General features: G+C 73.2%; 8 protein-coding genes and 1 pseudogene. 7 read left to right on the top strand and 2 right to left on the bottom strand.

Features of this window, described 5'->3' with window-relative positions:
• The 6 genes and pseudogenes from ABT023_RS17335 to ABT023_RS17360 all read left to right on the top strand — a co-directional run.
• Positions 1-769 (top strand): ATP-binding cassette domain-containing protein (locus ABT023_RS17335; protein WP_350886476.1); only part of this gene is annotated, 769 nt, incomplete at its 5' end.
• Positions 766-2,496 (top strand): ABC transporter ATP-binding protein, encoded by a 1,731-nt coding sequence (locus ABT023_RS17340; protein WP_350886478.1) that lies wholly within the window; start codon positions 766-768, stop codon positions 2,494-2,496. The genes ABT023_RS17335 and ABT023_RS17340, both read left to right, overlap by 4 nt.
• A gap of 560 nt (positions 2,497-3,056) precedes the next feature.
• Positions 3,057-3,416 (top strand): hypothetical protein, encoded by a 360-nt coding sequence (locus ABT023_RS17345; RefSeq protein WP_350886479.1) that lies wholly within the window; start codon positions 3,057-3,059, stop codon positions 3,414-3,416.
• Entirely contained in the window at positions 3,403-4,479 is a 1,077-nt protein-coding gene (locus ABT023_RS29140) for a T3SS (YopN, CesT) and YbjN peptide-binding chaperone 1 (RefSeq protein WP_502890699.1), read from the top strand. Before ABT023_RS17345 ends, ABT023_RS29140 begins: the two co-directional genes overlap by 14 nt.
• Before the next feature lie 309 nt (positions 4,480-4,788).
• Complete coding sequence (gene abc-f / locus ABT023_RS17355) at positions 4,789-6,426, top strand: ribosomal protection-like ABC-F family protein (protein WP_350886481.1); 1,638 nt, start codon at positions 4,789-4,791, stop codon at positions 6,424-6,426.
• A gap of 275 nt (positions 6,427-6,701) precedes the next feature.
• A pseudogene (locus tag ABT023_RS17360) lies at positions 6,702-7,415 on the top strand (YoaK family protein).
• Positions 7,416-7,498: 83 nt separating this feature from the next.
• Here ABT023_RS17360 and ABT023_RS17365 read toward each other — a convergent pair.
• Positions 7,499-10,159: an ATP-binding protein gene (locus tag ABT023_RS17365; RefSeq protein WP_350886483.1), complete on the bottom strand. Its 2,661-nt coding sequence runs from the start codon at positions 10,157-10,159 to the stop codon at positions 7,499-7,501.
• A gap of 504 nt (positions 10,160-10,663) precedes the next feature.
• Here ABT023_RS17365 and ABT023_RS17370 point away from each other — a divergent pair.
• On the top strand, positions 10,664-11,311 hold the full coding sequence (locus ABT023_RS17370) for a CHAP domain-containing protein (protein ID WP_350886485.1): 648 nt from the start codon (positions 10,664-10,666) through the stop codon (positions 11,309-11,311).
• A 121-nt stretch (positions 11,312-11,432) separates the two neighbouring features.
• On the opposite strand, the gene ABT023_RS17375 is transcribed toward ABT023_RS17370, so the two are convergent.
• Positions 11,433-13,580, bottom strand: a complete 2,148-nt coding sequence (locus ABT023_RS17375; protein ID WP_350886487.1) for an alpha-N-acetylglucosaminidase — start codon at positions 13,578-13,580, stop codon at positions 11,433-11,435.

Here is a 13,580-nt window from a genome sequence, read left to right on the forward strand (position 1 = left end):
GCTCACCGCCCCGGCCGGCCGGCTGATCGGCATCGCCGCCGCCGAACCCGGCGAGGCCGACGCGTTCGCCGACCGGCTCGGCCGGTACGTCCCCGGCGACGTCACCTGGGGTGGCGTGCCGCTGGCCGCCATCCCGCTCGACGACGTGCGGGCCCGGATCCTGGTCGCCGACCACGACTCCTACCTCTTCGCCGGCACGCTCCGCGACGTCCTGCGGGCGGGGCGGGCCGGGGACCAGGCCGGCAGGGTCGGCGACCGGGCCCGGCGGGTCGGTGGCGACGGCCGGGGCGACGAACACCCGGCGGATGCCGGCGACGACGCGCGGCTGACGGCGGGACTGCGGGCAGCGTCGGCCGAAGAGGTCGTCGACGCGCTGCCGGAGGGCCTGGACACCCCGCTCGGTACCCGCGCCCGCACGCTCTCCGGCGGCCAGCGGCAACGGGTCCGGCTGGCCCGGGCGCTGCTCGCCGAGCCGGAGGTGCTGATCCTGATCGACCCGACGTCCGCCGTGGACGCGCACACCGAGGCGCAAATCGCCGAGCGACTGCGGGCCGCGCGGGCCGGCCGGACCACGATCCTGCTCACCACCTCGCCGCTGCTGCTCGGCCACGCCGACACCGTCGCCCACCTGCGCGCCGGCCGGATCGTCGCCACCGGCACCCACGCCGAGCTGCTCGACCGCGACCGTGGCTACCGGGCGCTGGTGGCCCGGGACGGCGACGCCGCCGACCTCGACCCGTCCACCGGAGTCGAGGGAGCGCTGCGGTGAGCGGGCTGCCGGTGGCGGACCGGGCCGCCGTACGCCGGGCCTCGGTGGACCTCGTCGGCCGGGACCGACGGGCGGTCGCCGTCGTGCTGGCGCTGCACGTCGCCGCCACGGTCGCCGGGCTCGCAGCGCCGTGGCTGCTCGGCCGCATCGTGGACCAGGTCGGCGCGGGCACCGGCGTCGCCACCGTGGACCGGCTGGCGCTGGCGATCGTCGGCTGCGTGCTGGCGCAGGCGCTGATCTCCCGGTACGCCCAGTACGCCGGCCACCGGTTCGGGGAGCGGGCCGTCGCGCGGCTGCGCGAGGAGTTCGTCCGGCGGACCCTCGCCCTGCCCGTCTCCGTCGTCGAGCGGGTCGGCTCCGGCGACCTGGCGACCCGCAGCTCAGTCGACGTGTCGACCGTCGGGACCACCGTCCGCGACGTCGTGCCCACCATGCTCATCGCGTCGGCGCAGCTGGCGCTGTTGTTCGGGGCGGTCTTCCTGCTGCACCCGCTGCTCGGCCTGGTCGCCCTGGCCGGGTTGCCCTCGATCTGGGCGGTGACCCGCTGGTACCTGCGCCGGGCCAGCCCCGCCTACCTCGCCGAGGGGGCTGCCACCGCCGAGCTGACCGAGACGCTGACCACCACCGCCGAGGGCGCCCGCACCGTCGAGGCGCTGCGGCTGGCCGACCAGCGGATCGGGCACGGCACCGACCGCATCACCCGACTGTGGTCCACCCGGCGGGCGACCCTCGCGCTGCGGACGGTGTTCTTCACGGTGGTGGAGGCCAGCTATCCGTTGCCGGTCGCCGCGGTGCTGCTCGCCGGCGGTTACCTGCTGTCCCGGGGAGCGGTGTCGCTGGGGGAGGTGGTCGCCGCCGCGCTCTACCTGCAACAGGCCATCGACCCGCTGGACCGGATCCTGCTGTGGACCGAGCAGGCGCAGCGCGGCATCGCGTCGTACGCCCGGGTGCTCGGCGTCGGCGAGGTGCCGCCGGAACCGCCCGGCACGGTCACCGCGCCGCCGGGGCAGCGGCTCGTCGCGCGCGGCGTGCGCTTCTCGTACGCCGACGGCCGCGACGTCCTGCACGGCATCGACCTGGAGGTACGCCCCGGCGAGCGGCTGGCCGTCGTCGGCCCGTCGGGGGCGGGGAAGTCCACCCTGGCCCGGCTGTTCGCCGGCATCGACACCCCCCGCGAGGGCGAGGTGAGCATCGGCGGCTGCCGGGTCACCGACCTGGACCCGGCCGAGCGGCGTCGCCGGATCGCCCTGGTCACCCAGGAACACCACGTCTTCATCGGCTCGGTCCGCGACAACCTCGCGTTCGCCGCGCCCGACGCCTCCGACGAGCGGATGCGCTCCGCGCTGGTCGCCGTGGGCGCCGACTGGTACGCCGACCTGCCTGACGGCCTCGACACCCCGCTCGGCGACGGCGCCCGGCAACTCGGCGCGGCCGAGGCCCAGCAGCTCGCGCTGGCCCGGCTGGTGCTCGCCGACCCGCACACGCTGATCCTCGACGAGGCGACCGCCGCGATGGACCCGACCACCGCCCGGCGTACCGAGCGGGCCCTGGCGGCGGTGCTCGCGGGGCGGACCGTCATCGCGATCGCGCACCGGCTCAACACCGCGCACGACGCGGACCGGGTGGCGGTGCTGGAGGACGGCCGGATCACGGAGCTGGGCAGCCACGACGAACTGGTCCGCGCCGACGGGGCGTACGCGGCACTATGGCGCTCCTGGCACCACTGACCATCCGGCGACGGCCGTCCCGATCGATGGTTTCGTCAAGCGGCGATGGGCGTGGCTGGGTGGGGCGGCGCCGGTCGTCGGCGCCACCGTTTGCCCTCTGCACGCCCGGGCCGGCGTCAATGGTGGGGCCGCGACGCCGCATCACCACCTCGCGCCGAACGCCGCCTCGTCTCTGTCGCTGCCTGGAGTTCGGCGGTGCCGCCCCCGAATTGTGGACAGGTACCGTGAACAGGGGGCGAGAATTGTCCAAGAATCGCGGTTCACCCAGGGGCTGACGAGGTGCCTCGGATCACGCCGTCGAGACCGTGAGAGCCAGTGCCGCGGTGGGGCCGGAGGCCGGTGGTAGCCAAGAATGCGCATCGCTTCCTTGCCCGCCGCACGAAGATCATCGGCTTGGCGGTCAGGCTGTTGACTGGCCGCCCCTCGACGAGGTGATCCGCCGGCCCGGTCCGTCCTCAGACGACGGTGATTTGTGTCGGCCGGTTACCGTCGGCGACAACGTAGGCACCCGCGCGGAGGGCGGTGCGGGTGGTGGATCTCTCGATCGCTAGGGTAGGGACGTGTCTCTATGGATGGCCGCTATGTGGGGAATGGTCGGCAGCGCCGTCGCCGAGGCACTGAACCTCTACGGCATGATGCGCCCGACCACCGAGTCCGAGGGCCGGTGGCAGTGGCCGTGGCGGGACAGCCGGGACCGGCCGATCGTCGTCTTCGCCGTCCTGCTGCGGGCGGTGGCCGGCACCGGCCTGGCCGCCGCGGCCGGTGCGGGTGGCCTGGCGGAGACCGCCTTCGCCAGCTTCACCTTCGGGGTGGCCGCGCCGTTGGTGATCGCCAAGATGTTCGACCAGATCCGGACGGTGGAGCCGCCGGCCGACCCGCCCGCCGGCGACCCGGGCGGTGAGCACGATGACGGCGCGTGACACCCGGTGGAACCGCCTGGTCGCCGCGCTGGCGGCCCGGCCGGCCGTCACCGTCACCACCGCCCCGGTGCCCCGGCGCACCAGGTTGGCCGCCGCGCTGGCGGCCCGGCCGGTCACCGCCCCGCGCCGCCCGCAGGTGGCCGGGCCGGCCGATCAGCACGCCGGCGACGGCAAGCTGACGGAACGGGTGAAGGGGATCCTGGCCGCCGTCCTCGGCGTCACCGCCGACCAGCTCCGGGTCGACGCCGACGGCGACGTGGGCATCCGCGCCGGCTCCGCCATGATCTTCGTACGCGCCCAGGACGACCCGCCCTTGGTGGACGTCTTCTCGCCGCTGCTCACCGGCGTCGAGCCGACGGAGAAGCTGTACCAGCGGCTGTCCGACCTGACCAACGGGCTGGTCGTCGGCCGGGTCTACTGCACCGGCGGCACGGTCTGGGCGTCGATCCCCGTCTTCGGGCAGGACTTCGTCCCCACCCACCTGCTGCTGGCCGTACGCGCCATGATCGCGCTGGCCGACGACCTGGACGACCGGCTGCGCCACGAGTTCGGCGGCAGCCGGTTCTTCGGGTCGGAGGCCACCGGGCTGACCCCCGTGCCCGACCCCACCGGCTACCTGCGCGACCTCGCCGACTCCGGTGCCGCCGGCGCGATGGGCGCGGGCAGCGTCCTGGTCGACCTGCTGGCCGACCGGGGGCACACCGACGAGCTGCGGCTGCGCGCCGACCACGGCGACTGGCACGCCGCGGCCCGCCTGGCCGCTCTCCTGGCCGAGCGGGGGCAGGCCGACGAGGCCGAGCGGTACTGGCGGGTCGCAGCCGACCACGGCGACGTGCGGGCGTACGACGAACTGGCCGCCCTGTTGGCCGCCGCCGGTCGCCCGGACGAGGCGATCGACCTGCTCCGCAGGTCCGTCGACCAGGGCAGTCGGCGATCCCTGCCGCTGCTGGTCACGCTGCTGACCGAGCGCGGCCGGCTCGACGAGGGCATCGACCTGCTGCGCCGGTGGGCGGCCCGGAGCGACTCGTCTTCCGACGAGCGTCCGGACGGTCACCAGGCGTAGCCGAAGGTCGTCCGGGTTGCCTCGCTGCCCGGCAGCGCGGCGGGCTGGCAGTCGACAGCACAGGACTGCCGGACAGAGGCACGCCGCGCCGCCAGGATGGTCGCGGCAGCGACCGGGCGTTATTCTTGCCCGAGTTGCCGGAGAACGGAGTGAACGTGGCAGGTGACGACGACATCTCCGGGTGAGATCCCGGACCGGCCGCCGACAGGCGCGTGATCGCGCTGTCGCCGCGGCCATCTTGTCGTCCCTGTTTCCTGCCGGGCGCCCCATTGGGTGTGCGCCCGGATCACGCGTTCTGAGGATTCCACCATGTCCAACGGTCACATCGTCTGCTCCGCCCTGTCCTTCGCCTGGCCGGACGACACCCCGGTGTTCAGCGACCTCTCCTTCTCCGTGCCCGGTGGCCGCACCGCACTGGTGGCGGCCAACGGGGCGGGAAAGAGCACGCTGCTGCGGCTGATCGCCGGGGAGCTGCGCCCAGCCACCGGATCCGTCACGGTGCGGGGCGTGCTCGGCTACCTGCCCCAGCATCTGCCCTTCACCGGCGGGCAGAGCGTCGCCCAGCTCCTCGGCGTCGACCGGATCGTCGCCGCGCTGCACGCCATCGAGGCCGGCGACGCGAGTGAGGAGCACTTCACGACGATCGGCAACGACTGGGACGTCGAGGAGCGCACCCGCGCCGAGCTGGACAGGCTCGGCCTCGGCGGTCTCACCCTGGACCGGAAACTGGGCACCCTCAGCGGTGGGCAGGTGGTGTCCCTGGGCCTGGCCGCCCAGCTCCTCAAGCGGCCGGACGTGCTCCTGCTGGACGAGCCGACGAACAATCTCGACAGCGAGGGGCGGGACCGGCTGACCGAGGTGCTGCGCGCGTGGACCGGCTGCCTCCTGGTCGTCAGCCACGACCGGGCGCTGCTGGACGAGGTGGACCGCATCGCCGCCCTGGAACTCGGCGAGATCGAGTGGTACGGCGGCACGTACACCGACTACGAGCAGGCCGTGCGCGGCCGGCGCGAGGCAGCCGAACGCCAGGTGCGCAACGCCGAGCAGGACCTCAAGCGGCAGAAACGTGACATGCAGCAGGCCCGCGAGCGCGCCGCCCGCCGGGCATCGAACGCGTCCCGCAACCTGCCCAACGCCGGCCTGGCCCGGATCATCGCCGGCGGGCTGAAGCGTGATGCCCAGGTCTCGGCGGCCCGGTCGAACGAGACCCACGCGGACCGGGTCGGCGACGCCCAGGCCCGCCTGGACCAGGCCAGCCGCGCCGCCCGACAGGACGACCGGATCGCGATCGAGCTGCCCGCCACCAACGTGCCGGCCGGGCGCACCGTCTTCCAGGGCGAGCACCTGCGGGCCGGGTACGACGGCCGCCCGGTCCTCGCCGGCGAGGGCGTCGACCTGACCATCCGGGGACCGGAACGGATCGCCCTGACCGGCTCCAACGGTGCGGGCAAGTCCACCCTGCTCCGGCTGATCAGCGGCGACCAGCCACCGGTGTCCGGCACCGCCGTCCGAGCCGACGGCCGCGTCGCGTACCTGTCCCAGCGGCTCGACCTGCTCGACTCCGCCCGTACGGTCGCCGAGAACCTCGCCGCGTTCGCGCCCGCCCTGCCCGACGCCGACCGGATGAACCTGCTCGCCCGGTTCCTGTTCCGCGGTTCCCGCGTCCACCTGCCGGTGCGGGTGCTCTCCGGCGGTGAGCGGCTGCGGGCGACGCTCGCCTGCATCCTGTTCGCCGAACCCGCGCCCCAGCTCCTGCTTCTCGACGAACCCACCAACAACCTGGATCTGGTCAGCGTCGGCCAGTTGGAGAGCGCGCTCGTCGCGTACCAGGGCGCTTTCGTGGTGGTCAGCCACGACGAGCGCTTCCTGACCGAGATCGGGGTGACCCGCTGGCTGAGGCTTGCCGACGGGCACCTGACCGAGACCGGCGCCCCGCAGGCCGGCTGAGGGCACCCACGCCGACCCGTCCGGTTCCGCCCTCTCGGCCCGCTGACCACGCCCGATCCGTCGACCGCGCCTGCTCCCGGGCGCACCGGACCGCCCGCGCCGGGGCGTGCCCGGGCGCGGTGACAGCGCCCGTGTGCGGCTGGGCGGTCCTGGTTCGCGGGCCCGTAAGTCCCCGGCCGGCGGCATGGACGGCGGGGTGGCGGGAATGAAGCGCTGGGCGCAGTCGTGACACGGGCCGGGGAGAGCAGTCGTATGGGTGGCATCCGGGGCCGGGGTTGACCGGACCCGGCGATGGGGACGAATCCGATGGGTCGATCCTGCCCAGGCGGTTGGTGGTCCGGCTGTTGGTGGTGTTGACCGCCGCGTCCGGCTGCCTCGACGTGTTCTGTCTGACCCGACTCGGTGGTTTCTTCGCGAGCGTGATCACCGGCAACCTGGTGCAGTCCGGCCAGGCGGTCGCCACGGCGGACGCCCGGGTGTTGGCGAGTGGGGCGGCGGCGGTGGGTGGTTACGCGCTCGGGGTGGCCGGGGCCACCCTGTACCTGCGGCGGGTCAGGCCGGGGTGGGGGCGCCGTACCGGGACCGTCGCGGTGGCCGAGGCGGTGCTGCTGGTCGGCGTAGCGGGCGGCTGGGTGGGCACCGGAGCGCGTCCCGGGTAGGCCGGCGGGCTGGCGCTTCTCCTCGCCGCCGCGGCGGCCAGCGGGATGCAGAGCGTGGTCACCATCAGCTCCGGGGTGCGGGGCGCATCGACGACGTACCTGACCGGCTCGCTGACCACCGTGGTCCGCAGCGTGGTGCTCGATCCGCACCGGTTCGCGGCGGGCGCGGGCGGGGTCAGCCGGCTGCTGGGACTGCTGGGCGGCGCCGTGCTGGGCGCCTGGACGCTGCGGGCGGCGCCGCTGTGGGCCCCCGTCGTGGCGGCGGCCCTGGTGGTCGGCGTGGTGCTGGTCGCCGCGGCGTCGGCGGGCGCCCGGAGGAGGCGCAGGTAGGGCTGTCGTGTGGCCCGGCCGGTCGTGCCGTTACGCCGGGCCCCGGGCAGCAGGGGAGACCGGGCGGCGGACGCGGTCGCGGATCACGGTCGAACACCGCTGTCACCGTCCGCCGCGCGGATCAGCAGTTCCAGCTCGGCGGCCCTGTCCGTGTTGCCCAGACGGGTGAACAACACGTGCGCCTCCTGGAACGCCTCCCGCGCGGCCCGCCGGTCGGAGTCCAGCCGGGCCCGGCCGAGGGTGGTCAGCGTCGCGGCCTGGAAGGAATGCCAGCCTCGGGTACGCCACAACGAGACGGACTCCTCCAGGTACGGGACGGCCTGGGTCGGGTGGCCCTCGACCAGCTCGATCTCGCCGAGGAGCCGAAGTGCCTCGGCCACGTGGTGGGTCAGGTGGTACTCGCGGCTCAGCGCCAGCGACATCTCGGCTGCCTCCCGCGCGCCCGGAGCACCCCGTTTGAAGTGCAGCTGGGCCAGGGCCAGCAGGGTCAGCGCCGCGGTGTAGTCGTCCCCGTAGGCGCGGGAGATCGTCAGGGACTCGGTGAGCAGCCGGTGGCTTTCGTCGAGGTTGCCCAGCTCTCGGTGGGCGATGCCGGAGAACTGCAGCGCGGTCGCCTCCCAGCGCGGATTGCCCAGCCTCCGGGCCCGGTCGAGGGCGGCGGCCGTGTGGGTGGCCGCCGCGTCGAACTGCTCCTGTTCGAAGGTGGACACCGCCAGCGCGAGGTGGGCCCGCGCCTCACCGCCGAGGTGTTCCGACCGCGAGGCGAGGCGCAGCGCCCGTTCGCCCATCGTGACGGCTTCCGGGTACGAGCCGGCCGCCGTCAACGCCCAGGAGCACATCACGGCCGCGTCCGAGCTGCCCTGATCGTGGCCGAGGTCGCCGAACATCTCCAGCAGCCGGAACGAGTCGGCGTGCAGCTGGGCCATCGCGGCGTCGTCGCTCTGGTTGGCGCTCCAGGTGGTGACGTCGATCAGACCGCGGAGCATGACGGCCTCGCCGAGCAGGTTGCCGGCCTGCCGGCAGACCGCCATCACCTCGGTGTTGAGGCGGGTCCAGTCCGCGTACATGCCGCGCAGGTCGAAGTACTTCTCCAGCAGGCCCGCGAGGTCGAAGGCGAGGTCGTCCAGGCCGAGCCGGCAGGCCTGGCGGGTGGCGGACAGCAGCGCGGCACGTTCGGCGTCGAGCCAGTCCAGGGGCTCGATGCCCAGCACGTGCTCCTCCGCCCAGTCGATCGAGGGACGCGGCGCGGGGCTGGCGACGAGGGCGAAACACGGGCCCGGGATCGCCGGCACCATCCGCTCCGCGAGCGCGACCCAACCGCCGAGCCCACGCACGATTGCCCGGGCGATGGTCTCCGCCGACTCGTCCGCCGCGGCGGACTCGACCGCGAACAGCCGGACCAGGTCGTGGAAGCGGTAACGGACCTGGTCCGCCACGTCGGTGCCGGCGACGGTGAGGAGCTGGGCGTCGACCAGCGTCTCGACGTGCTCGGCGGCCTGTTCGAACGGGCAGTTCAACACCGTCGCGGCCAGCCAGGTGGGAAAGTCGGGGAGGTCGAAGTGGGCGAGCAGGCGGAAGAGCCGCCGGGGCTCCTCGTCGAGCTCGCGGTAGCTCAGCGCCAGCGACGCCCGTACGGCGAGGTCGCCGGTGGCCAGCCGGTCCAGCCGCCGACGTTCGTCGCCGAGCAGCGCCGCCAGGTGCGCCAGTCGCCAGGCCGGGCGGGCCGCCAGCCGTGCCCCCGCTATCCGTACGGCCAGTGGCAGCCCGCCGCAGTACTCGGCGATCTCGGTGGCCTGTTCGAGGTGCCGCGTCACGCGCTCGCCGTCGGCGATCCGGGCGAGCAGCCGGATGGCCTCCACCGGCGTGAACAGCTCCAGCTCGATGTGCCGGGCGCCCTCGATGCCGGTCAGCCGGTGCCGGCTGGTGACCACCACGGCGCACGTCGGGGCGCCGGGCAGGAGTGGGCGGATCTGCCGCTCGGAACTCGCGTTGTCCAGCACGACCAGCACCCGGCGGGAGGCCAGGAGAGTGCGGTAGGTCTCGGCGCGTTCGCTCTGACCGTCGGGGACGGCGCGGGGGTCGACCCCGAGGGCCCGCAGGAAACGGGCGAGCACGTCACCCGGGTCCAGCGGGGAACCCTCCGCGTCGCGCAGGTCGACCCAGAGCTGGCCGTCCGGGTACGCCCCGGCCAGCAGGTGCGCCACGTGCAGGGCGAGCGTCGTCTTGCCGATGCCGCCCATGCCGGAGACCGCCGCGACCACCGGGACGCCGGGGCCGCCCTCGTCGGCCGGGGCCCCGGCGAGCAAATCCCGCAGGGTCTCCACCTGTGCGGCGCGACCGGTGAAGTCCGCGATGTCGGGTGGCAGCATGCCGGGCGTCGAACGGCCGGGACGGGCAGCCGTCGCCGGTGGTTCGTGCCCCGCCGCGGGCGGGCCCTGGCCGCCCGGCTGCCCGAAGCGGGCCACCAGCGCGTCGCGGGCCGTCACCCATTCGGTCACGGCCCGATCGTCCAGCCCGCAGGCTCGGACGAATCCTTCGACGACCTCGCGCCTCGGGAGCGTGGACCGGCTCAGCGCGGAGGCGAGTGTGCTCACCGCGAGGTGGTCGCCCGACGCCCCCGCCTTGGCCGCCAACTGCCGGAAGGTCAGGCCGGACCAGAGCCTCAGCGCGCGCAGCGCGGCGATGAACTCGGCCGGAGTGGCCGGCTGCTCGGGGCGCGGCGGATTGAGACTGAGCTGGGTCATGTCCGTCCTCCGGCACAGGAAGGGTCGATGCCCATCGTAGTGCCGGTGGCGAACCCTTCCGTGCCCGAAGCGGGCCGGGCCGCCCGGGTTCCCGTCCGGATCCCAGGTGGGAAATTCCGTTGTCCGAGCACTCCGAAGTGTTCGGAACAGATCGGGATAACGACAGGAAATCCTGTGAGGAGGACAGTCACCAGGTTGCTCCGAATGGTTCCTAGCCGCGTTCCGCCTTATCGGACGGATTGTTCGCCGATAATCGCCGATCCGAATCGTTCGAGGTTGTTTGGGTCTGTTCCGAACCACTTCCGAACGGTGGTTCCGATGCTAGAAAGGCAACGCATCCGTTGTGACCGAGCGCGTCGGGTTGCGCATCCGCATCGGCGGCGACCCGGTGCGTCCGGTCGAGGCGCATGTCGTTGAGCGCAGACCGCTCACTGCACGCCGCAGCAGAGGCTGCGGCCCATCCCTGGAGGACCGATGAACATCGTGAGAAGGACCGTCACCGCGGTGGTGGCTGTGACAGCCGCCGGCGCGGGCGTGATCATTCCGGCGACCGCCGCCCACGCCGCCGACACCAACCTGGGCATCGACGTCGGCAACATCGCGTACAACCAGGTCTACTCGGACAACGCCGAGGTGCTGGAACGCTTGTCCGAGAAGGGCACCAACTGCAACTTCTACACCGGCTTCTGGGCCGACCCGAGCAACGACCGGTACGACAACAACCCGGCCTCCACCTGTGGAAACTCCAGCATGGGGTACGAGTACCGGGACGGGACGAAGTCCTGGGTGACGGTCAACTGGCGAGCCCGGGCGTGGTGCGCCGACTTCGCGAAGTTCGCCTTCTACTGGGGCACCGCGAAGTACACGGGACTCAACGCACTCGCCTCGAGCTTCAAGACCTACGGTGTGAACAACGGCACCTGGCACTCGAAGGGCAGTTACATCCCGCGCAAGGGCGACGCGGTGGTGTACGACTGGGAGGGCGACGGGGTCATCGACCACGTCGGCATTGTCACGTCGTTCTACGAGACCAACACCGACGGCACCTTCAATTCCATCGAAGGTAACCGCTCCAACAAGGTGCAGCACTTCCTCGGCACGTCGAACAAGGCGGCATCCGTCGTCGGCTTCACCTCGCCGGCGCCGAAGTAGACAACGGAAGGGCACGCTCGTCCGGTGGCGGAGGCGCTGTTGCGATCAGGCGCCGAGCCCGCCGGGCGAGCGTGCCCTTGTCCGGCCCCAGCCGTACGCCGGGTTCAGGGGCCGCCTGGCGTCAGTGTCCGAGCCGGTCGAGGATCCGGGCCGCCACGTCGAGGGTGTTCCCCTCCGGGAGGGCGAGGTAGCCCCCGATCGCCCCCCGCCAGGTCTCCTCGTGCTCGACGATGCGGGCCCGCAGGACGCCGACGTCCGGCTCCTGCCCGGCCGTGGCGGCCCGGGCCAGCCAGTTCGCCCACAACTCCCAACGGGGCAGGTAGTAGTCCCGGATCAGGCCGGCCCAGTGCCGTGCGGAGTAGTCGTGCAGTCCACTCGACTGGTGTCCCCAGACGGAGATGAGACTGCGGGCGTCCCGCTCCATGACATCGGCCTCGGCCGGCGAACCGCCCCACGCGCGGGCGTCGGCGATCCACTGGCCGACGCGCGACTCCGCGCGCGTGCCGGCGAGCTGGTCGAGGTCGAGCAGTTCCGTCCGGAACCGGGCGAAGTGGCTGAGGACCCCGTCTCCGTCGCGCTCGGCGAAGGCCGTCATGATGCCGCGGATGTGGACCCGGCACCCTTGCGCCACCACGTGGCCGACCAGATCGACGACGTCCCGCTCGACCTGACCCCGAACCCCCGCTTCCGCCGCCCGGCCGAGCAGCAACCGCGCGGCCTCGGCGATCCGCGGCAGGCCGCCGAGCACCATCGGGTCGTTCTCGGCGTCGATGTTCGCCGACTGCCGCTGCGGCTCCTCGGTCTGCGGCACGAACTCGCCGGCGAGGCGCTGGGCGGCGAACGGTGTCTCGGCCGACCACGGCCGGGCGATGACCGGCGACGGGATGGATCGGGTCCGCCCGGGCCCGTAGAGCGTGTCGGCCAGGATCTGCCAGGCGGAAGCGAAGTCGTCGTGCCCGGCCGCGTAGCGCTGCTGTGCGAACGAGCGCAGCCAGTCGTCGAGCTGCGGTACGTCCCAGGCGAGGTCGGTGGCCAGCTCGTAGAAGACGGTGTTGTTCTCGATCGCCTCCGGCGCGAGCCCGATGCCCACAAGCCGGGACGGCCGTGTGCGCCTCAGCTCGTCGACGTCGCGGCGTAGCCCGCTCAGGTCGCCGAAGAGGGCGAAGCGACCGCCGAAGTTGTGGATCGCGCACCAGACCCAGCGCCGCTCGAACATGTCGTCGCGACGCCACATGGGGGCGTGCTCGCCCCACAGGTCGAGCAGGACGAGCCGCTCCTGCGGTACGCCGGAGAGGAACGCGCGCACGCGCTCCGGCCGCCAGAAGTCGCGCTGGTAGTGGAACGGCCAGCCCTGGAGCACCCAGGTCGCCTCCGGGTCGCCGTCCGTCATCGCCCGGTAGACCGCCCGGCCGACCGACGCCAGGTAGCCGGGCTCGCCCGACGGCGGCACCGACTCGATGAACGGGTCGACGGCGTAGTGGTGGTCGGTGCCGAACAGTTCCCGCTGGATGCTCATGAACTCAGCGGTCAACGACGCGAACCGTTCACTGTCGGGACCGAGGATCGGGGTGAGCCAGCCCTGCCACTCGATCTCGCCGGCCGACGGGTCGGCGAGCTCCGGAGGCACGTGCCCCCCGAACATCGGCAGGACCGGCGTCATGCCCAGCGAGCGTTGCCGATCGAGGATCCGCTGCGCCAGCTCGACGTGGCGACTGATCCAGTCCGCCGGCAGCGGCCCGCCGAACGAGTTGGTGTTGCCCATCCACGTCCACGGGAAGTGCGCCGCGCTGCCGATCCACTCGTCGATCCGGGCCGCGTCGAGCCCGGCGCGCCGGAACATCTCCGCCAGCACCGCCTCGTGGCCGACCTGCATGAGCGGGTGGGTGACGCCGTGCAGCGCCATCCAGTCGATCTCCTGCTCCCAGCGGTCCCAGTCCCAGTACGCCGCCGAGTAGCCGTAGGTCACGGCGTTGAGGTAGTAGCGGACCGGGAACGGGCTGGCCAGTCGGGTCGCGGGTGCCTCCGGCCACGGCTGCGGCCGGGGGTCGAGCCGTGGCTGTTCCCAGGTCACCTGGCGGCCGGCGTGCGCCTTGAGGTATTGCGAGAACGCGGACGCCGCCGCGACGGCGTCCGACCCGCGCAGGGTGAGGACGCCGTCGCGGCACTCGTACCCGGCGACGGCGGCGTCCTCGCCGGCGGGAACCCTCTCCACCCGTACGTCGTCGGCGGTGCCGGCGACGCGGGCCACGAGAGCGCGAACCTCGTCCAC

Origin of the sequence: Micromonospora sp. NPDC002296 (assembly GCF_040296145.1) — a bacterium.
In the GTDB taxonomy this organism is placed as follows: domain Bacteria; phylum Actinomycetota; class Actinomycetes; order Mycobacteriales; family Micromonosporaceae; genus Micromonospora.